Origin of the sequence: Pseudoduganella namucuonensis (assembly GCF_900116645.1) — a bacterium.
Taxonomy (GTDB): domain Bacteria; phylum Pseudomonadota; class Gammaproteobacteria; order Burkholderiales; family Burkholderiaceae_D; genus Rugamonas; species Rugamonas namucuonensis.
In genome coordinates this window covers 1-19761 of sequence record NZ_FPBO01000037.1, presented here as the reverse complement: position 1 = coordinate 19761, position 19761 = coordinate 1, and the positions used below count along the sequence as shown (strand labels likewise).

Genomic DNA, 19761 nt, shown 5'->3' with positions numbered 1-19761 from the left:
GCGGCGCCTAATTGAAAGCGGTCCGACGCGCGCGCGGGACTCAAGTGCTCACAAACTCCTCGTGTTTCTCGGCCCGGTACCACACCCAGGTGTTGCGGCCCGCGCTCTTGGCTTGATAGAGCGCCAGGTCGGCCTGCTTGTACAGCGCTTCGTCGCTGGCCTGGGTGCCCTGGAAGGTGGCGACGCCGATACTGGCTCCGACCCGCATCTGATGCTCGCCGAAAGCAATCGGTTGGCCGACGCTGTCGACGATGCGGCGCGCCACGTGATCGACGTCGTGTTCGTCGCCCGTGTTGCCTAGTAAGACCGCGAATTCGTCGCCGCCCAGCCGCGCCAGGCGATCCGTCTCCCGTACGCACAGGCGCAAGCGGCGCGCCACTTCGATCAGCAACGCATCGCCGGCGTCGTGACCGAGCGTGTCGTTGACCTGCTTGAAATGATCGAGGTCGATCAGCAGCAGCGTGAACTGACTCCTGTCGCGCGCGGCTTGCGCGCGCATGTGGCGCAGTTCGTCGTTGAAAAGACGGCGGTTGGGAAGGCCGGTCAGCACATCGGCGTAGGCGAGCTGTTCCAGCATCACCTGGCTGGCGCGCAGCTCGGACGTGCGCTGCTCGACCATCGATTCCAACTCCGCCTGGCGGCTCCGGTACCAGGCGATGCGCAAGCGCACCAGCCAGGCGACCGCGCCCAGGGCGAGCAGCACGGCCAGGGCGCGCACCCATGCCATCTGGTGCCACGACCGCAAAGCGTGCACGGGCAGGCTGAGGGGCTCCGTCCACGCGCCCGCGCGCGTGGCGGCGCGCAGTTGCAGCGTGTAGTGGCCGGGGGGCAGGTTGGTGTAGCCAAGGCGGCGCGAACCGGGCGCGGTCGGGATCCAGCCGCTGTCAAAGCCGACCAGCCGGTAAGCGTACTGCGCGCGTTCGGAGGCCGAGTAGTCGAGCGCGGCGAACTCCAGCGAGAAACCGCGCTCTTTCCCCGCGGGCGTGATTTCCAGCGCGGCGGCTGCGGGAACGTCGGGTTCCCGGATGTAGCGGCCCGGCGCCACCGGCTGGTCGGCCACGGCCAGATCGGTGACCACGACGGGGGCGCGGTAGTCGATGTCGGCCAGCTTATCGGGGCGCAACACGGTGAGCCCGGTAATGCCGCCAAAGAGCAATTCGCCTTGATCGGTGAGCGCGGCCGAATTGCTCCAGTACTGGGTGATGTGCACGCCGTCGGCCACGCTGAGCGCCTTGACGGCGAGCGTGGCGGTATCGATGCGCGCCAGGCCCTTGTCGGTGCTCGCCCACATCGCGCCCTGGCGGTCCGCCAACACGACGTTGACGCTGTTGTCCGGCAAACCATGCGTCCTTTCGATACGGCGGAAGCGCCGCCGTCCATCGGCGTCGGTGCGTTCGAGCACCTGCACGCCCCGTCCGAAGGTCGAGCTCCACAGGCGGCCCTGCTGGTCCAGCGCGAGCGAGGACGTGAAACCGCGCGGCAGCCGGTCGCCGGTGGCCGCGTCGGTGGGGATGACTTCCAGGCTGCCCTCGGCGGACGGCAAAAAGACGAGGCCGGCGCGCGTGCCGATCCACAAGCCGCCGTTCGCCAGCGCAAGCAGCGACGTGACACGGCTGTCACCCAGCTTGCCGTCCTCGTGCCGCAGCACCGTCGCTGACGCGCCCGTGGCGTCCAGCTTGAGCGCCCACAGGCCGTCGAGTCCGCCCAACCACGTGACGCCGTCCTGAAACGCCACGGCCCACGACGCCGCGGTAGCGCTGCGGCCCGGTATGCGCATTTGCTCGACACGCTCGCCTTGGGCGTCGATCCGGTACAGGCCCTGCTGGGTGCCGGCGTACACGTTGCCGTCAGGGCCGTTGGCCATGGTCAGGACCCGCCCGGTGGGCAGGCCGCCGGGCTCGCCGGCCGCGATCTGCCCAACGTCGCCGGCGGCGGGATCGATGATGTCGATGCCGCCGCCGCCCACCCCCACCCATACTTTCCCGTCCGGGCGCACCAGGATGCTGGGCGCCGTGAATTTACCGTCCATGGGCAAGCCCGTGTCGCGTATGGTGACCACGGCCCGCGGCCGCGGGTCGTGCACGCTGCTCGCGTCGGTGGAGCCGACCATGATCAGCCCGCTGCGTTCGCGAAACAGCGCATAGGTATCGTTGTCACTCAGACTGTCCGGCGCGTCGGGCGTGTGTCGGATGCGGCGCGTGACGCCGCCGTCGGGGTCGAGCGCGACGATACCGCCTCCTTCGGTGCCGAACCAGATTTCCCGGGGCGCCACTTCCACGATGGCACACACGCGCTGCTTGTGCAGGGCGGCATTGGGGCCACTTTCCCCGACGGAAACGGCGCCATGTTCTCCCGCTCGGATCACGAAGGCGCCCCGGTCGCGCGTGCCGATCCAGATACGGCCGCTCGTGTCCTGAAGCAGGACGCTGATGGGGGCGTCCAGCCCGTAAGCCGTGGCGGCCGCGGCGTTCGGTGCACGGTAGAGCAAACCTTTCCGCGTGCCGATCCACAAGCCGCCCGCCTGGTCGCGCAGCAGCGCCTCAATGGTGCGGATGGCCGATCCGCGCCCGGAGGGCGGGAGCGCGGTGTCGGACAAGGCGGTCACCTTGCCGGATGTATCCATGTGATCGAGGCCGCTGGCGGTGCCAATCCACAAGCCGCCGACGCCGTCGTCGGCGAAGGCGGCCACGTGCGCGTCGCTGACGCCGCCGGGGCCGGCGCTGATGACGGTAAAACCGTCGCTGGCCGGGTCATAGCGGGCCATGCCCCCCGAGCTCGTGCCGATCCACAAGTTGCCGCGGCTGTCGACGTGCACGGCGGGCACGAAACTGTCTGGAAGGGCGCGCGGACGCTTGCTGTCGGCAGTGTAAAGGCGCGACGTGTAGCCATCCCAGCGGATCAGGCCTGACTGCGTGCCCAACCACATGAAGCCACGGCGGTCCTGGGCCATCGAATTGGTCAGCGGAGCGGGCATGTGCTTGAACACCGTCGCGCCCATCTGGGTCCAACGGGGCGTCGCCGGATCGGCCAGCGCGGACGGGAGCGTGCCGAGCGTGGTCAAACACAGCATCAGAGTCTGAAATTGTCGCGGGTGATTTTCTGCATATTGCGATGACAATTGCTTGAGAGCACGGTCCCACTATACCTCGAATCGTCGTGCGAATTCAGCGGTTTGCCAGTGCGGCCCGGAGTGGGAACGCTCAGGGTAGCACTGTGTTGTTTTTCGTGACGCGCTCAACTGGCAAAGGCGTTTTGGCGGGGAGTCCGTTGGCCTGTTGTTGGCAGGTTTCATCCATGTCCATATTGCGCCCATCAGGCGATTACGATGCCTCCACAACTTCGCAGTCTTGGTAGATAGGGAAAGTGTTGCGCTGCTTAGTGCCTGATTTTAAAGCTGATTATTTTGCTTTCTAGTACTTATGCGTTGCGGTGCATCAAGCAGGGTCAATGTTGCGGTGTTTGCGCTAAAGCACGCAACGCCAGCGAGCTGCAAAATGGGATAAGTAAGACTTGGCGTTGCATGCCAGCGAGACTTGCAACACAGTTCCCTTGGCCACGCAGGTCACGGAATATTTTTTGGAATATTTTGTGGTAAAAATTGGTGTTATAGAGTATCATTTGTACATCGCAATCTTTGCTAGGTGTCAGCAATGCCGATCATCACTCAAGATGCAGCCGAGCAGGCTATCCGTCCATTCAGCAATCAGTTCGTTGAAATTGTCCAAACGGCCTTCTCAGATTGGCTAAAAAATCCCTACGCTTCGCAGATGCAGACGAAATCGTTCCGCGCACAAGCGGTTTCGAACCAGATGCTTGCCAATGCCAAGCGTATCTTTGACAAGGTCGATGGCATCAAGGTTGATTCGGTCCCTAATTACACAGGTATTTTGGTAGGCAGGGACATTTTCATCCGCATGAAAAAGGCCGATGAGCGAATGTTGTCAAGGAATTATCCGACTAAGAATGCCTTGGCTTTTGTTGATCAAGACCGCGAACTCTTCGGTGGCCTTACTCGTTTGGAGCTGGTTTACCAGTTGGACGATGTAGGCGCTGCAGTCGAGCGCATCGTCCTAATGCAGCGCCATAAAAGCTCAGTGGTGTGGATGATCGATTTGTTTGGTTCTGCGCCAATGGCGCAAAATGTGCTCCCATTCGCGCCCCATACAGACGATGGTTCCTCTTCAGTGGCCAACCGTATCATTAAACCAAAACGCAAGACAAATCGTGAAAAGCAAGATGTTTCAACCGGCTGACGACTTCCGGTCCGTTAGAGGAGAGTTAGTCGCGCTACGGCGTAGGATGTTGTCCATGAGCCAAGCGGAGCTTGCCAAAGAAATAGGAATGGCGCAGGGTACGCTTTCAAAAATCGAGCAAGGGTTAAAAGAAGTCAGCATGGAGCAGACCGAAAGGCTTGCAATCGCATTGGATTGTCCTAGTTCCTTTTTTCGTCAAGTAGAGCGCGAGTATGGTGCACCAATGAGTGCACATGCAATGTTCCGAAAGAAGTCTTCAGTCGGCCAGAAAGTCATTGATCGCGTAATTGCAGAACTGAACGTTCGTATCGCGCATGTGCGGAAGTTTTTGAGCTCGGTTGATCTTGAGCCGGAATTGCCATTCCCTCGTTACGACATTGATGATTTTGATGGGCAAGCAGACGTTGTGGCGGATAACGTTCGTCGTGCTTGGCTTTTGCCACGCGGTCCCATTCGCTCACTTACGGAGTGTGCGGAACGCGCAGGATGCCTGGTGATTCAGTGTGATCTGGAGGAAGCCAAGATTGACGGCGTGAGCTATAGGATTCCAGGACTACCGCCGATTATTTTTCTTAATCGCAGTCAGCCTGCGGATCGCATGCGCTTCAGCCTGGCTCACGAACTTGGTCACCTGATCATGCATCCTTACCCTACTGCAACCATGGAGGAGGAGGCCGACCAGTTTGCTTCAGCATTACTGATGCCGGCGTTCGATATCGGGCCTGAATTGCGGGACTTAACCATTGACAAGGCTGCTTACATGAAGCCTGTGTGGCGTGTATCGATGGCGTCACTAATTTTTCGTGCGGGCTATTTGGGCCGCATTGATAGATATAAAGCTGAGTACCTTTGGCGCCAGATGTCTAGTCGTGGATTCCGAATACGCGAACCACAATCTTTAGATTTTAGTCGCGAAGAAACTTCTGTAATGGATGCACTAATATCGCATACAGTTCAGGAGATGGGATATTCACCAGATGAGCTACCACTGATGCTGAACTTGAACTACTCTGAGCTGAGTAGGTTGTATCGGCTTGAGAGGCAAACGGGGCTACGCATCATTAAATAAGAACTCATAGGAAGAGACAGACCGCTTTTTGAGTGCTACCCCAGCCGTCGGGTTGCCTACGCAAATATTGCCAATATGTAATTTTGATATGGCAGTGGAATCGAAGATTACTCAAAAGTATGGACGTGTTACGATGCCAGTGTAGCGTACCATTTTCGACGTCGATTTTAGGATAGGCGGACCTTATTTCTCAGGGGCTTCTTCAATTTTTCCAATTTCTGCTCCAAGCTGAAAATTTGCATCTGTCACTAGAATGGCTTTAAGATACATTTGGGATCTTAGTCGGAGCCTCTGCATCAAAAATATTTATGACTTTATGATTTATGAATTTATCGGGCTTCCTTTGGACTATGAAATATGTGCGCGGTAGGAAAAATAATACATCTGACCCGGCGAGACCTGTAATCTTGGTTTCTTGTGGAAAGCAAAAGCTTGATTACTCTGCGCCAGCAAAAGATTTATATATTTCTAGGCGTTTCAGGGCAGCGCGGAAATTTGCGGAGAATTTTGGATCAAATTGGTTCATTCTTTCGGCCAAACATGGCCTCGTGGCTCCCGACCAAGTTCTAGACCCCTACGATCAAGACTTAAATCTTTTAACTGCTCGCGCCAAGAATTTGTGGGTTGAGACAATAGTCACTGGCCTGTTGAAGTGCAATTTGGTTTCAAGATATCTTGTTGTTTTAGCGACGGGGGCGTATGGAGAATTGCTCCGCGAACGCCTCAGGCAGGAGGAATTTTTGGTTATATACCCTCTTAGTGATATATCTGAAGACATTCACGCAGATATCTTAGAGCGCGTTAATGCGAATCCGGATCGGTTGAGTCACTACAATAGATTTTATAATTTACTGTGGCGGTTACAGCAAATTCCAGGGCAGATGATTCCTTTCAATGATTTTGAAGGTAAAAATCTGCCTAAGGCAGGAGTATATTTTTTCTTTGATGGACGAGAATCAACTCGATTTTTCCACCACGAAACATTTCGGGTAATTCGAATAGGCACTCACGGTGTAAGTAAAGGCTCGAAGTCTTTGTTGTGGCAGCGACTTCGAACACATCGCGGTAACGATGACGGTTCAGGAAGCCACCGATCGTCTATTTTTAGACTTCATGTCGGGAATGCTATTCTAGCTAGCCAAAAAAAAGAGCTTACTAGCTGGGGTGTTGGAGATAACGCGAGCAAAGAAATTCGAGATGGTGAAGTACAGTTGGAATCAGAAGTGTCACAATACCTTAGGGATTTACGAGTCGCTTATTTACCGGTGTTCGATGAAGCTAGTGTCGACAGTGATCGGTCATACATTGAAAAAAATTCGATATCTCTCCTTACCCAGGGAGGTGCAATTGATTTGCCAAGTGCGAATTGGCTTGGAAATTTTAGTAATAGTAAAAATGTAAGAAACAGTGGCCTTTGGAATGTTAACTACGTTGGTGATAATTACGATCCTGAGTTCTTAAATGTCTTTGAGAAGCTTATTGCCAAATATGAAAAAGGTAAAATTTCAACAAAATCTCTAGCGCCGGTGAACTGGCGCTTGAATATGCTTCGCGGCTCTATCGGTCAAAACGAACTATTTTAAAGTATATGACTCCAAATAATTCATCTATAAGATCGGTAGTATCTAAAAGCGTTCTTCAACGTTACATAAAAGCAATTGTTCACATGCGACAACAGTTTGCGCGTGAAAAATTTGGTTTGGTTTTCGGCGCAGGAATTGGAGTTGATTTAAAGTTTCCGAGCTGGGATACGCTTCTTGAAGAAATTGCCAAGCACTCTAGCGTACAAGCTGAACAATTAATTAGTACATCGGGAAGAAATAGCACAACTTTTGCGCAACAATTGTTTCAGCATTACGCTGCCAAAAATCCAGCAATTGATAAAACTCCAAGAATGCATGAAATGGAATTGCGAGCTGGATGGAGGAAGATAGTACACGATAGTTTGTATAAAGGATTGCCTGAGGATGTTGATAAATTAATCGCTGAAGACAAATATTTAGTATCACTAATTCCCTTAATAAAAAAATCTCCATTAACAGTTACGTATAATTTTGATGACACTTTGCAACGTTTGCTTCTTCGGGATAGTAAAGCTAAAGGTGAGCAAACCCGAGGATATCGGACATTGTGGAGTGGTAACGCTCAACTCCATTCTCGTTCAGGTGGTGTAATTTATCACCCTAATGGATTTCTTCCTTTTACTCGTGGAGAGCGGCCAAGTGATCATTTAGTATTTTCGGAAGATTCTTTTGCTGATCAATTAATTGATAGCATGGCAGGGCGCTACGCATCATTGGCGACGCACTTCTCGCAAACCACATGTTTGCTTGTTGGACTGTCACTGCAGGATCCGACTCTGAAACATTTGTTGCGGCAATCAGCAGTTAATTTCCCCGGGCATTTCCATTATTTTGTTAAATATGTCCGTGATGCAAGCAAGCGAAATGAAATTTCTGATAACGCTGAGGCTGCTGCGAATTTCAATGTCTACAATTTACAAACTCTCTTTCTGACTGGTGAAGAGATTAATTCTTTAGCGCAATTAATTTCGGCTCAAGATCATGAATTTACCTCGCTTGCTCAGGAGGTTGTCCCGCATTTTTCATTCCGCTATTTCGTCGTTGGTTCGGTTGCAGCAGGAAAAAGTACTACGGTCAATTATTTTAGAAGCTTGTTGACTCAGGATGAATGGACCGAACAACGAGCTCCGAACATGGAGAAAGCACCGGACTTACTGACCGACGCCGAAAAAATAGAGATTGACAATTGGGTGGCCGAACAAGTTAACCAAAAGAATTTGAATCTCATAAAAACAGCAAGCGCTGGGATACATGTTATTGATCGTGCGCCGCTAGATGCATTTGCATTTACTTTGGACAAAGATGAATGGTCATCCAAAGCAATGCTTCTTCGTAGTGCGATAGCACCCGGACTAGCAACTAAACGAAGTTTGATGCCAGGCCACGTTATTTTTTTGAAAAACGATCCAGAGGTTATGGCGGAGCGAGCAATATCGCTGCACAAAAATACCACTGCTACCAAACTTAATGACCAGCAGGAAGCGTTACTCCATGTCTATAAAAAATTGAAACCAGGAAATGGCGTTACAGTTATCAACGCGTTTCAAAAGAGCCCAGGTGAAGTGGCCAAGGAAGTGGCAAATATTATTTTTAGAGAAGGTTATGTAGAGGCAGATATGCATAAATTACTTTTGGATATTGAGGAAAAAGGTTATGATGCATAAAGCAAATAAATATCGTCCCGTTGTTTATATGGCGGGTCCGCTTTTTAGTGAGGGCGAGCGCTCCTATAACATATATTTAAAGCATTTGCTTGAAGAGTTTTGTGATGTTTATTTACCTCAGCAGGATGGATTTTTGATGGCTGATCTTGTGTCGTCAGGAATGAGTCACAATCAAGCGTGTTCGACAGTTTTTAAGAATGATATTAATGCGGTGAACAGGTGTGATCTATTGCTTATATTATTAGATGGACGATCCATAGATGAGGGAGCTGCTGTTGAACTAGGGTATGCTTTTGCTTTGGGAAAAGCATGCGTATCGCTGCAAACCGACTTTCGAAGGCTGGCCCCGTTTGGGAATAATCCTATGATTACTGGGGCAATCGGCAAAGCTTTTACGAAAGTGGACGATTTGATGGCGTGGATAAAGAATGAGGCGCGAAATAATTTCGCTTCATATTCACGTCAGAAAATCCAACAATGAATCAACTAATCTTGGGTCGGCTAGAATCATTAAAATCGCGATTCACCTAGTGTGGACAACTTATTGCGAATCATGGCATAGGATTCGTAGAATTGAGCCCACTTGGCAAATCCCCCTAACTCCCCCACTGCACGCAACATAGCGACATGTGACGCTGTTAGCAATTGCACGTTCGCTTCAAGGTCTGAAATTTGGGAGTCTTTTGCTGCCAGCGTTGCCGCTGAGTCGGATGAAGACAGCTTGGTACTACGGCTTCGCCAACGGCGAAACTCTGCTTGTCGCGCCTGAAACTTCGCGAGAAGGGCGCTTCGCGCAGTGTTCCGAGTAATGGAGGAAGCCGCTTTTAATGTCGGATGCAAGCGGGCAACCGCCCTGGCTGTAATCGGCACATCTTCGGCTAATAAATATTCGAGAACACGTATCAATTCCTGCTCCGCGTCTCCCTGAAATTCAGTTTCATTATTCATCTAGAACACCTCGTGTGTCGGGAAGCGAAAGATCACTGCCGTGAGGGAAGGGGGCCTGGCCTGCCGGCGTGGTCAGAAGCTTCTGTACGCCTGCAAGGCGCGTTTCCGCATGATCTAGCTGATTCTTCCAGCCCAAGCTGGATGATGAGCGTGATCGGATCACTTCGATGGCGGACTTGAACTTCACTTCAAGGCTGATCAAATTTTGACGGTTTTCCGGCAGGTCGTAGCTGAAAGATGCCTACAATTTGCAAAGCACTCCAGATGCTTCGGACAGGGATCTACCGTGAATGAATTGAGGCAGTGCCCATATGGAGATGCATGGAAGCCATCGGCTTCGAAATGAAGAACCTGTTTGACCAATACGTATGTGCTTTTTTGCCATTCGCGAGAACGCCACGAAGACCACAGTAACCCGATCTCCAGCGGCCCAGTCCGTAGCAATGAATCTAGGTCGTCGTCTGTGAAATCGTGCATCATAGCGAAATTAATTGCGATACTTGCCGGAGATAGGTCTTGCTCCAGCATCATTGCGAACACATGCTTCAGTATTAGCGCACTGTACTGATTGCGCTTATTGAAATCGATCTTGCGAATACTGCCGTAGACATGAATTTCGAATAATCGTGCTTGATGCGGCTCGCGGATTGAACGCGTGGAGTCTTCAAACTCGTCGTAATAACGAAGTGGAGAAGGCAATGGCTGCAATCGGGCACAGAATTGCGCTGTGAGATCGCTCTCATATAACGCATCGGGGCTCATTTCTTCTGGCTGCATTTTCAATGTCCTCCCGGAAGACCTCTTAACAGCTCAACGCGATCGTCGAATGCATCATTCCAAACACCCGCAAGGCAGTCTTCGAATACTGCGCGTGCGTACCTTGCCGGCATCGTAGACTGTCGCGACCATCCGAAGAATGTTCTCATTTTCTGCAATGCCTCATCCATGGGGTTTCCTTGCAAAAGCAACTGATGAAGACGAACGACCGAGCATGTATGCCGCAGATCGTGTGGCGTGATTGTTGTTTTTCCTGTTCTGGCTTTTAGTTCCGCGACTACGGCGGATGGAAGGCGGGACGAGACCACCAAAAATGCCTTGGTGAGGGCTTCTGTGGATAGTGGTGCTCGTGACTTTGAACTGAGCAAAAAAGAATGCCCAGCACGCCCCCGATAGTTTTCGGCGTACATTTGCACGATCCGTGCAGTTGCTTCGCTGACGGGAATTTGCCGTATTGAGGCTTGAGTCTTAATGCCTGGTTTGGAATGGCGAGGATCCTGTTCCGAGTCCTCATATCCGTTTTCCCTAATGTTGATCCAACTCCTGACGCGCCCGAGTCTTGCGTCATGGCCGCTCTTTATAGCATCTGCTGGCAGAAGCAATACCTCGCCACGGCGCAAACCTTGATGCAACATCAATATGAACGCGACGTATATCCGCCAACGGGTTTGAAGCCGAGGAAACGGATTATTATGGGATTCTGGATCGAGGAGCTGATAGAGCGCTTCGACCGTCGATGCCGGTAGAGATCGAATTGACTCCGGTGCATTGCGTTTCCTGGCGCGAAACTGGCTGTACAGGACTGATAGCTGGTGAAGACGAGTTTCGATCTGCCCTAAGAGCTGATCGGAACCGCTTTTAGCTATCCAGGACACGACTGAACTGACGAAATGGAATCCGACTTGCCAGCGCGTTTCGTCGGCCGGCGTTGTGCGAGGCTTATTCCGAATCGAAATGAACCACGACTCGAGGATTTGCCCAAGCGCCGCGTCATCCAACGACGCCAGCGCATCGTCTAAGGCGCCGTAGCCCCGCAGGTCGTCGGCATGCTGATAGAGGTTGTCGACATACCGCAGTTTTTTCAGATGCGTTGAATCTGCTAACGCACCAGCAGTTGTGGCAGACCAAACTGTAGCCCAGTAGCGCGGAAGTCCCTTGGAATCAATCATGACCGGGCCTCGCAGATTGGGCGGAACTTGCGAGTTGTTCAGCTGAAGAATCATCGGCGTCTTTCGTGAAACGCAACGCCTAAACATACCATTTACCGTAGAGTTGTTGCGGTAAATTCTCAAACTATGCAACACCCTGTTAACTACCAGGCTTTCGCATAATTTATAGAATGCTTAGTGCAACCTTTGCTGCCTATCAGCGCGCCGAAACCCTGTAACGGCGCGGGCTGCAGCCCGATAGGAGGTCAGTGAAAGACGCGGAGAATTTGTCCGAAATTGCCTTCCAGAAGTTGAGCAACTCGGGCGTTTTAGCGCGTTCAAATTGGCCGTCTGAATAGATTTGGTGCTCATCCACCCCAAGGATTTCGGCTACCTTCATAGCCGTCTCAATCCCCATGCTGGACTTGCCGTTGCGCAGGTTGCTGACCGAAACGTGCGTGATGCCCAGCACTTTGGCTACAGCGTAATCGCTGGGCAGTCTCAGTTTGACCTTGATCAAGTCCAGATATTCACCAGTGGTTCTCATTGCATTTCTCCTTTGCAAAGGATCAGTGTTGCTTTCGCGTCAACGCGGAAAATCCGCGCGTTCGGCACCCCAAGAGAGGACAGGTGAGCTTGCACGTTCCCAATGCCTTCACGAACGACCACCCCATAAACATCCTGCGTAACCTCCGCCACCTTGGTAAACAGCAGCGGCTCATCCGTGAACCCGACCACCGTCGTAACCGGCAGATCGAACGCGGTCAGTCCAACAAATGCCTTAGGCCGGAATTGGTTCAGGGAGGACCCCGGCGTGACGTGAAAGGGCTTCGGGTTGATGAGCCGTCCCTGGATGAGCGGCGTGAAGAATGCCTTGACCGACATGCCGCAGTTCATGTTGATAGGCACAGCGCTATGAGCGACGGACGAAAGGCCAAGCAGCAGCCCGGCCATGCAGATTTTTTTCAATTTCACCCCCTAAGGTGCGCCCGAATGGGCAGTTACGCGAAGCATATGCAATCGATGGCTAATGCGCAATATGTAGTTACTGGTTGCGCAGTAATCGCCAACTACATATAATCCGGCTTGTCGGACGGCAATCTCTACGCCCCCTAAGCAAATCCGGCCCTGCCGGGGCCGTCCGACATTCTTGATGGGGGTGGACAGCCTTAGGGGGCCATATGTCTGTTACACAAGATTACAAAACAGTTACGCTGTCGCCGGTCGAGCGCGCCCATGTGCTGGCCGCGATGAAATACCGCCTGCGCGACTTCAAGGACTACGCGGAGATTTCCAGGGGCGCGGCCAGCGATAGCTGGTACGAAGTCGTGGCGGAAATGGAAGCGGCCATCAAGAAGCTGGAGGCCGCATGATCGACCTCGCCAAAAGTGCGCCGCAACCGGCGAAAATGACCAAGGAGGAGCGTGAGGCCGTTGAGGCGCTGGCCGCCATGCTGTCCCACCCTCAGCTTGCGGCCATCTGCTTCGTGGGCTTGGTTGCCTACGTGGCGGCGGACAAGTTGGCGCGGATGCCGCGCGTTCCCACCATTGGGACGGCGCCGGTATGAGCCCCGCCGCCATCGCCCAGGCGCGCTACGCGTTGTTCGAAAAGCTGATCAAGGCCAAGGAATCGCTGTCCCTGGCCCGGCAGATCTTCCCGGCCGACTCGGCCAACGTCGTTTTCTGGAACCATGAGTGCAGCCGCGTCGCGGCGGCGCTGGAGGAGTTCGGGGGCCGGCCATGAAGTACCCCGGCGGCAAAGGTGGCGCGGGCGTCTACCAGACCATCATCAACCTGATTCCGCCGCACCGCGTCTACATTGAGGCGTTCGCGGGCGGCGCCAACGTCTACGAGCGCAAGGCTCCTGCAGCATCGTCAATTCTGATCGAGCGCGATCCGCGCCAGGCCGACGTGCTGCGGTCGACCATCGACGCGCGCGGCGATGCAGGCCTTGCCGGCGTCACCGTCATCAATGCCGATGCGATATGCTGGCTCTCGTCAAATCGGTGGGTGGGTGATGAGTTTGTCTATCTGGACCCGCCGTATGTGCTCAGCACGCGCACAAAGAAGGCCATCTATGCACACGAAATGTCCGACGAGGACCACCACCATCTGATATCGGCGCTTGTGGCGATGTCAGCTGGGGGCGTGCGCTTCATGCTGTCCGGGTACCGCAACGCCATCTACGATGATGCGGCCCGGGCCGAAGGCTGGCACCGCGTCGACTTCCAGGCCATGACGCGCGGCGGCGTGCGAACGGAATCCGTGTGGATGAACTACGAGGCGCCGGCAGTCCTCGCCGATTATGGCTATGTCGGCCGGGGATTTCGCGAGCGGGAGCGCATCAAGCGCAAGGTGCATCGCTGGGTCCAGCGATTGCAGCAGCTTCCCGCGCTCGAACGCGCCGCGCTGCTTTCGGCGATGCAGGATCTCGAAGCGGCCGGCGCCGGCAAAAATGGCGATGGGCGGTCGCGCTCGATCATCGCTGAAATGTGCGAGGCCACCAGGTGAGGACGCCCGTCACGAAGCCGGCCGCTGTGTCCGCCCTGGCCGCTGCCGAAGACCGGGAGAATGAGCGGGCCGCATTTTGGGCGCTCGTGCCGGCGCCGGCCCGCATCGTCGTCATGATGGTGGCCCGCCTGCCGCGCGAGCGCGCCACCGACCCGCTGGCCGCCTTCACCCGCGCTGAGCGGCACCATATCGCCATGGCGCTGGAAATGGTCACGGCCCACCTCCACGTGGCCGCGCAGTGCATGCGCGACACCACGCCCGTCACACACGTCCTGTTGCACTGATGCCGATCATCCAGCAAGAGAATGGCCGCAAGTCCGTCAAGGGCCTGCCCCCACGATGGGGCAAGCGCGCATATGAGGAGCTCAGCACCGAGCGCGCACGCGGGATCATGGGCGAGATGACGGAACGCTACAAGAGGCTGGCCGTGCTGCTGGATGCTGTGACGAATGCCCCGATACCCTTGGACTGCACGGACGCACAGCTTTGCATTGCGGCCGAGCGGTACGCCGCTGAATGCGCCAGCGCGGGGACGCGGAAGGAAGCCGATACGCTGGTGGGCGACCGCGTGTTGCGGGTCGAAACGCCGGAGATAACAGACCCCAAGGCCCTGCGCGCGCGGATGGCTTGGATGGTGGCGAATCGGGGCCTGGAGGCGCCGAAGATTGCCGACGACGTCCAGTTCATCCGGCGATGCGTGGACCCGGGGTGGTGGCGTGTCAATCTGCGCCGCGTCCACGGGCGCACCTTCGAACACGCCGCCATCCGCCTGGGATTCGTGCACGTTCGGGCCGGCGCCTACGCCAGCAACGAGACGGTGCAGCGCCGCCAGGCGCAGAACACCCGCAATGCGCGTGCGCTCAACGCCATCAACATGGTCAACGAGGACGGCCACGAATTCACCCTGGCCGAACTGGCCGCGCGAGGTGTCGGCAACAAGGCCATCCGGCGCGGCGAGCTCATGCTCCGCATGGCCGGCTGCGAAGCCATCGCCAACCAGCTAGGCCACGTCGGCGTGTTCGTTACCCTAACGGCACCGAGCAAATACCACGCGGTGCTGGCGAAGAGCGGCACGGCGAACCCCAACTACAACGGCGCCACGCCGCGCGAGGCCCAGGCCGCGCTCATGGACGTGTGGGCCTGCGTGCGCGCCAAGAACCACCGCGACGGCATCAGCCCCTGCGGCTTCCGCATCGCCGAGCCGCACCACGATGGCTGTCCGCACTGGCACTTGCTGCTGTTCGTGCCGGCCGCCCAGGTGACGCGCTTGCAGCGCAACCTGCGCGTGTACGCGCTGGCGGAAGACCGCGAGGAGGCCGGCGCCGCCAAGAACCGCATCAAGATTGTCCGGATCGAGGCCGACAAGGGGACCGCCGCCGGCTACATCGCCAAGTACGTGGCGAAGAACATAGACGACGAGCACGTAGGCGAGCACGTGGACGTGGACGGCAACGTGATCGAGCGCGACCTCGTGGGCGACCAGATCATCAAGCCGAGCCAGCGCGTGGAGGCCTGGGCCAGTTGCTGGGGCATTCGCCAGTTCCAGGCCGTGGGCCAGCCGCCGGTCACGGTGTGGCGTGAACTGCGCCGCGTGGCCGAGGAACAGGTTGCTGCGGCGCCGGAACACGTCCGCGCGGCCTGGGCGGCGTGCCAGCGCGTCACCACCACGGACGCGGAGACGGGCGAGGTGATCGTGCAGCACGCCGCCGACTTCGCCGACTACATCCGCGCCCAGGGCGGCGTCAACCAAGGCCGCGCGTACCGCGTGGGGCTCGCGGTGCGCACGGAACTGCGCGAGGGCCGCTATGGGCTCGCGGAGCGGCCGGCGCCAGTGGGCATCTACTGCAAGGCCATGCCTGACGCCGTATACGCCAGCACTCGCCACCAGTGGCAGCGGAGCGGCGGCGCGGCGGCCATCGGCCGCACTTGGAGCTCTGTAAATAACTGTACGGTCCCGCCGGTCGAGACGGCGCCGTTTTGGGAGGTGGACACGCCATGGCCTGTCGAAATCCCGCCTCACGACGATTCGGAGTACTTCGCGGCCTTCGATTTCGCCTATTTCGACACCGACGAGTACAAAACCCACATGGAGAACCATGGAAACAACGGAACTTGAGCGCGAAGCCATCGCGCTGGTACGGCAGTACGGGCTTTATCTGCCAGGGCCTGCGAAGGATTTCCTTCGGAAGCTGGCGGCGAATCTGAACTGGGAAACCCTGAAAGGAGTCCTGAAATGAACCGCAACCCCTACGTGCCGCCGGAAATGATGGCGGAATACCTGAAAGGCGCTGACGGCGGCCGGTGCACGGCGCAAACCTGCCATGTCCACGACCGCGAGAAGGCCTCGCCGGCCGACGACGCGGGCCACCACGCCGCGAACGAGGCCGCGCCTAAGCCTCCGACCATCCCGGCCAAGAAAAAGGCCCCAGCGGGCCGCCGCAAGGCCGCCGCCGGCAAAAAGTAACCAGCAGGGCGGCGCCGCGCCGGCCGCCCGGGACGACGACACCATGAAAAAAACAGCAATCGGCCATGTGGAATGTCCTGTCTGCGGCTTCGGCGATGCCGAGGTGAAGGAGGACAAGAATGACCACGCCTACATCCATTGCGTGGACTGCAATGCCCAGGTCTTCACCCGCAACCCGTTCCGCGACAAGAAGCTGCGCGCCCGGATGCGGCCTGTAACGGTAACGGTAAGGGAACCGGCAGCGACGGCGCCGCCGGTTCCCTTACCGACAGAAGCCCCGCCGGCGGCCCCGGCCGCGCGGCCAGCGCCCCCGGCACCGACCGCCGCGCCCACGCCCCCACCGAAGCCAGCCCCGAAACCGGGCTGGTTCCAACCACTTTTAGCGAAATAGGACCACCATGGAAAACGAGAACGACAACCAGGGCGGCCAGCCCGAAATGAGCGCGCTGGATCGCATCGCGCTGGAATCCGCGTTTGAGGAGCAGGCCCAGGCCGATGCCGACCACGCCAAGCTCCACCCGGAGTTGGAGCGCATCGACCCCGCCGAATCCTGGGCGCAGATCCCGATTCTGGTGGGCGGCGTCCTGTCGATGGCAATGCCGGAACTGGCTGAGGTCTACACTCACAAAGCGTGCTATGCCTGGGGCGCGGGAATGGCGATGGTAGCTGAGAAGCGCGGCTGGGACGCGGCCAAGGTCATTGGCCCGGAAATGGCGCTGCTGGCCGCTACGATCCCGCTGGCCGTGCCGACCTACTTCGTCGTCAAGCATCACCTCGACCGGGCCAGGCGCGAAAAGCCAGTGCAACCCGAGCCAGAGCGCGACGTGACGGACCTGAACCAGCCGCGCGGCCCGATGGACCAGGCGCCCGGGGGCTTCAGTGTCCCCGCCTAAGACGGCCGGCACCCGCAACAAGGCCGACATCGTGGCGGTGATCGGCGCCAGCGGCACCGGCAAGAGCAGCTACATCAAGGGGGAATTGCTGAAGAAGTTCCCGCGCCTGCTGGTCTGGTCCCCGCTGGAGGAGACGGACGACTACGCCGGCTTCTCCAGCGGCGTGGTGGTGCGCGGCAAAATCTCCGAACTGGTGGCCCAGGTCCAGACCGGGACCAAGGCCATCGTGTACGTGCCGACCGGAGACGCGGCGGCGGTAAAGCTGCAGTTCGACCGCTTCTGCCGCATCGCCTGGGAAATGGAGCCCGCGACCAAGCTGCTGGTGGAGGAACTGTCGGGCGTCACCATGCCGTCGTGGTCCCCGCCGGCCTGGCGCAAGCTGTCCACGGCGGGCCGGCACCGGGGGCTGACCATCATCGGCGTGGCCCAGCGGCCGGCGAACATCGACAAGGACTTCATGGGCAACTGCACCGAGGTGCGCTGTTACCGCGTCAACTACGACAACGACGCCAAGGTGATGGCCGACGTGCTGCGGCTGCAAACGGCGTATGCGCCTGGCGCCACCGGCAAGACTGTGGCGAAAAAGGGCATGGACCAGTTGCGCGAACTGCCCAACTTCCACTTTTTCCACAAAAATCCCGACCTTTCCGTCCGTCGCGGCATCAACAAATCCCTGTAACGGTAACGGGTACGGTTACCGCCCCTTTCCTCGCCGCCGCCACGCGGGCAGGATCGGGGCTGTTGAACAAACAGACCCCTCCCAATTACAGGACCCCATCATGAACAAAGCCATGATCCACACCGCACTGATCGCGCTGGCCGCCTACGCCGTCGTGGGCTTCGTGCAGTCGAAATACAAGATTCCCGTCGTCGGCGCCTACCTGCCAGGCGCGTAAGCGTCTGACCGTCGGCCCGCCCGGCGCGCCGCCCCGCAACCCCATCCCAAGGAAGAGAACATGAGTTCAAATTACGATCAGCAGATCGACCTGCAAAACGTCGTGCCAGGCGCCACGGCGGTGCTGAAGCTGTCCTACTTCGCCACCTTCGACAAAATCCACCTGAATCTGTCGGGCGGCCTGACCAAGGCCCACATCGGCCGCATCGAAGGCAAGGCCAATGGCGTGACCTTCTTCGTGGACGACGGCTCGCTGATCGGCATCCGCGATGCCTACCAGGGCCTGTTCGTTGACGCCTCCGTGCTGACCATCGACTTCACCGAGCCGAACACGCGCGGCGGCGCCGCCGCACAGTACCTGTCGGCCGTGCCGCGCAACCTGCTGGCGTCCCTGGTCTTCGAGATCGAGATCAAGGCGGCGGCGCCTGGCGGCATCGTCATGAAGGCGGAGGCGGAATACCGCGAACCGACCCCAAACCCGTTCATCCTGCGCCGCAAGGACTTCAACGTCCCGCTGCCCAACGTGGGCGAGAACGACATCATGCTGCCGGTGGCGATCAATGGCGGCCTGATCAAGCGGATCTGGCTGCACGCCCCCAACGTGACCGCCGTGGAGTTGCGCACCAACGCCACGCCGCGCATCCGCGCCAAAAAGGCATCGATCGAATTCGCGCAGAAGCGCAACCGCCTTGTGCCGCAGGCCGGGATTATCGTGCTGGACTTCGTGGCCGACGGCAACATGATGAACATGCTCAACACGGCCGGCGTCAACGAATGCCTGCTGCGCCTGACCACCAGCGCCGCCGACACGCTCAAGTGCTATATCGACTACGTGGACGACATGAAGCGCCTGGCGTAAGGGGATCGACATGGACGAATGGGGCGACCTCTTTTCGGCGGCCGGCTGGGAGCCGGACACCCATGGCGGCATCTACGCCGACAACAGCCAGGGCGCGGCGCCGATGACGACGTACACGCCGACCGGCGGTGGCAGTGGCGAGTATGTGAGCCCCGCGCTGTCGAACTGGTTCGCCGGCACCATCGACAAGGCCATGAATTACGCCATGGTCCGCGACCAGCAAAAAATGTCCGGTGTCGCCACCGCGCCGATCCGCGCGGTGCAGACCCAGGCGGCCCAGGCGCGCGCGACAGATAGTCGCCTGCTGTTCTGGCTGCTGATCGGCGCGGGCGTCTTCTACGTGGTGAAATCCAAATGATGCCGTCCCTCCCACCCATGCAAATGTCGTCCAGCGCCACGGCGACCGGCGGCAGTGCCGGCGGCGGCAGCGCGGGCATCAACAGCGGCGACTGGTCCGTCAACTTCGCCGGCAACCAGATGACGGGCACCACCTGGGTGATGATCGCCCTGGCCGCCTTGGCGGCGGTGGTGCTGCTGAAGAAGCGCGGCTGATGCTGGCCCAAGTGCGCCCGGGCGTGCTGGACGAGGAGGCGCGCGCGGCCTACGCCGCCGCGTACACGCCGGATCGCGACACCAGCGCCGGCCTGGGCTCCATGGAGGCGGGCATGCGCGGCGCCAAGCTGTTCGAGGTGGTGCTG

Annotated in this window: 25 protein-coding genes; 19 read left to right on the top strand and 6 right to left on the bottom strand. The window is 57.6% G+C overall.

Translation table 11 applies throughout. The features are described 5' to 3' along the window. Window positions 1–40: 40 nt before the first annotated feature. Complete coding sequence (locus BM436_RS28885) at window positions 41–3070, bottom strand: ligand-binding sensor domain-containing diguanylate cyclase (protein ID WP_093559308.1); 3030 nt, start codon at window positions 3068–3070, stop codon at window positions 41–43. A 580-nt stretch (window positions 3071–3650) separates the two neighbouring features. On the opposite strand from BM436_RS28885, the gene BM436_RS28880 reads away from it, so the two are divergent. The 5 genes from BM436_RS28880 (at window position 3651) to BM436_RS28865 (ending at window position 9050) form a co-directional block, all read left to right on the top strand. Further along, window positions 3651–4253, top strand: coding sequence for a hypothetical protein (locus tag BM436_RS28880; RefSeq protein ID WP_093559306.1), 603 nt, complete (start codon window positions 3651–3653; stop codon window positions 4251–4253). Then, window positions 4141–5322 (top strand): helix-turn-helix domain-containing protein, encoded by a 1182-nt coding sequence (locus BM436_RS28875; protein ID WP_307666396.1) that lies wholly within the window; start codon window positions 4141–4143, stop codon window positions 5320–5322. The genes BM436_RS28880 and BM436_RS28875 overlap by 113 nt, the downstream gene beginning before the upstream one ends. A gap of 323 nt (window positions 5323–5645) precedes the next feature. After that, window positions 5646–6905, top strand: a complete 1260-nt coding sequence (locus BM436_RS36510) for a GIY-YIG domain-containing protein (protein ID WP_143133348.1) — start codon at window positions 5646–5648, stop codon at window positions 6903–6905. An 83-nt stretch (window positions 6906–6988) separates the two neighbouring features. Beyond that, a complete protein-coding gene (locus tag BM436_RS28870; protein WP_177307586.1) occupies window positions 6989–8569 on the top strand; it encodes an SIR2 family protein in 1581 nt (526 codons plus the stop codon). After that, on the top strand, window positions 8559–9050 hold the full coding sequence (locus BM436_RS28865; protein ID WP_093559302.1) for a nucleoside 2-deoxyribosyltransferase: 492 nt from the start codon (window positions 8559–8561) through the stop codon (window positions 9048–9050). The genes BM436_RS28870 and BM436_RS28865 overlap by 11 nt, the downstream gene beginning before the upstream one ends. A gap of 29 nt (window positions 9051–9079) precedes the next feature. Here the strand turns inward: BM436_RS28865 and BM436_RS28860 are convergent, their stop codons facing one another. From BM436_RS28860 to BM436_RS28840, 5 genes are all read right to left on the bottom strand, one after another. Beyond that, complete coding sequence (locus BM436_RS28860; protein ID WP_093559300.1) at window positions 9080–9517, bottom strand: hypothetical protein; 438 nt, start codon at window positions 9515–9517, stop codon at window positions 9080–9082. 198 nt (window positions 9518–9715) lie between these two features. Continuing rightward, window positions 9716–10294, bottom strand: coding sequence for a hypothetical protein (locus tag BM436_RS38090; protein ID WP_229490829.1), 579 nt, complete (start codon window positions 10292–10294; stop codon window positions 9716–9718). A 2-nt stretch (window positions 10295–10296) separates the two neighbouring features. Continuing rightward, window positions 10297–11463 carry a tyrosine-type recombinase/integrase gene (locus BM436_RS28850; RefSeq protein ID WP_229490827.1) on the bottom strand — a complete coding sequence of 389 codons (1167 nt, stop codon included), beginning with the start codon at window positions 11461–11463 and terminating at the stop codon, window positions 10297–10299. A 196-nt stretch (window positions 11464–11659) separates the two neighbouring features. Further along, the gene (locus BM436_RS28845) at window positions 11660–11989 is read right to left on the bottom strand and encodes a helix-turn-helix domain-containing protein (protein WP_093559296.1); all 330 of its coding nucleotides are present in this window, start codon (window positions 11987–11989) and stop codon (window positions 11660–11662) included. Further along, window positions 11986–12411 (bottom strand): hypothetical protein, encoded by a 426-nt coding sequence (locus BM436_RS28840; protein ID WP_143133347.1) that lies wholly within the window; start codon window positions 12409–12411, stop codon window positions 11986–11988. Before BM436_RS28840 ends, BM436_RS28845 begins: the two co-directional genes overlap by 4 nt. A 212-nt stretch (window positions 12412–12623) precedes the next feature. Between BM436_RS28840 and BM436_RS36505 the strand changes: the two genes are divergently transcribed. The 14 genes from BM436_RS36505 (at window position 12624) to BM436_RS36495 (ending at window position 19615) form a co-directional block, all read left to right on the top strand. Continuing rightward, on the top strand, window positions 12624–12815 hold the full coding sequence (locus BM436_RS36505; protein ID WP_143133346.1) for a hypothetical protein: 192 nt from the start codon (window positions 12624–12626) through the stop codon (window positions 12813–12815). Beyond that, window positions 12812–13009 carry a hypothetical protein gene (locus BM436_RS28835; protein ID WP_093559292.1) on the top strand — a complete coding sequence of 66 codons (198 nt, stop codon included), beginning with the start codon at window positions 12812–12814 and terminating at the stop codon, window positions 13007–13009. The genes BM436_RS36505 and BM436_RS28835 overlap by 4 nt, the downstream gene beginning before the upstream one ends. After that, entirely contained in the window at window positions 13006–13185 is a 180-nt protein-coding gene (locus BM436_RS28830) for a hypothetical protein (protein WP_093559290.1), read from the top strand. Before BM436_RS28835 ends, BM436_RS28830 begins: the two co-directional genes overlap by 4 nt. Further along, complete coding sequence (locus BM436_RS28825; RefSeq protein ID WP_093559288.1) at window positions 13182–13952, top strand: DNA adenine methylase; 771 nt, start codon at window positions 13182–13184, stop codon at window positions 13950–13952. The genes BM436_RS28830 and BM436_RS28825 overlap by 4 nt, the downstream gene beginning before the upstream one ends. A gap of 86 nt (window positions 13953–14038) precedes the next feature. Next, window positions 14039–14236: a hypothetical protein gene (locus BM436_RS28820; protein WP_093559286.1), complete on the top strand. Its 198-nt coding sequence runs from the start codon at window positions 14039–14041 to the stop codon at window positions 14234–14236. 107 nt (window positions 14237–14343) lie between these two features. After that, window positions 14344–16068, top strand: a complete 1725-nt coding sequence (locus BM436_RS28815; RefSeq protein WP_229490824.1) for a replication endonuclease — start codon at window positions 14344–14346, stop codon at window positions 16066–16068. Beyond that, the gene (locus tag BM436_RS37280; RefSeq protein WP_177307584.1) at window positions 16049–16189 is read left to right on the top strand and encodes a hypothetical protein; all 141 of its coding nucleotides are present in this window, start codon (window positions 16049–16051) and stop codon (window positions 16187–16189) included. The genes BM436_RS28815 and BM436_RS37280 overlap by 20 nt, the downstream gene beginning before the upstream one ends. Continuing rightward, on the top strand, window positions 16186–16416 hold the full coding sequence (locus BM436_RS28810; RefSeq protein ID WP_093559282.1) for a hypothetical protein: 231 nt from the start codon (window positions 16186–16188) through the stop codon (window positions 16414–16416). Before BM436_RS37280 ends, BM436_RS28810 begins: the two co-directional genes overlap by 4 nt. A gap of 43 nt (window positions 16417–16459) precedes the next feature. Continuing rightward, the gene (locus tag BM436_RS36500; RefSeq protein WP_143133345.1) at window positions 16460–16807 is read left to right on the top strand and encodes a hypothetical protein; all 348 of its coding nucleotides are present in this window, start codon (window positions 16460–16462) and stop codon (window positions 16805–16807) included. 7 nt (window positions 16808–16814) lie between these two features. Beyond that, entirely contained in the window at window positions 16815–17309 is a 495-nt protein-coding gene (locus BM436_RS28805) for a hypothetical protein (protein ID WP_093559280.1), read from the top strand. After that, window positions 17296–17988: a hypothetical protein gene (locus BM436_RS28800; protein ID WP_093559278.1), complete on the top strand. Its 693-nt coding sequence runs from the start codon at window positions 17296–17298 to the stop codon at window positions 17986–17988. The genes BM436_RS28805 and BM436_RS28800 overlap by 14 nt, the downstream gene beginning before the upstream one ends. Before the next feature lie 277 nt (window positions 17989–18265). Further along, window positions 18266–19063 carry a major capsid protein P2 gene (locus tag BM436_RS28795; protein ID WP_093559276.1) on the top strand — a complete coding sequence of 266 codons (798 nt, stop codon included), beginning with the start codon at window positions 18266–18268 and terminating at the stop codon, window positions 19061–19063. A gap of 10 nt (window positions 19064–19073) precedes the next feature. Then, window positions 19074–19421 carry a hypothetical protein gene (locus BM436_RS28790; protein ID WP_093559274.1) on the top strand — a complete coding sequence of 116 codons (348 nt, stop codon included), beginning with the start codon at window positions 19074–19076 and terminating at the stop codon, window positions 19419–19421. After that, window positions 19418–19615: a hypothetical protein gene (locus BM436_RS36495; RefSeq protein ID WP_143133344.1), complete on the top strand. Its 198-nt coding sequence runs from the start codon at window positions 19418–19420 to the stop codon at window positions 19613–19615. Before BM436_RS28790 ends, BM436_RS36495 begins: the two co-directional genes overlap by 4 nt. The last annotated feature ends 146 nt before the right edge of the window (window positions 19616–19761 follow it).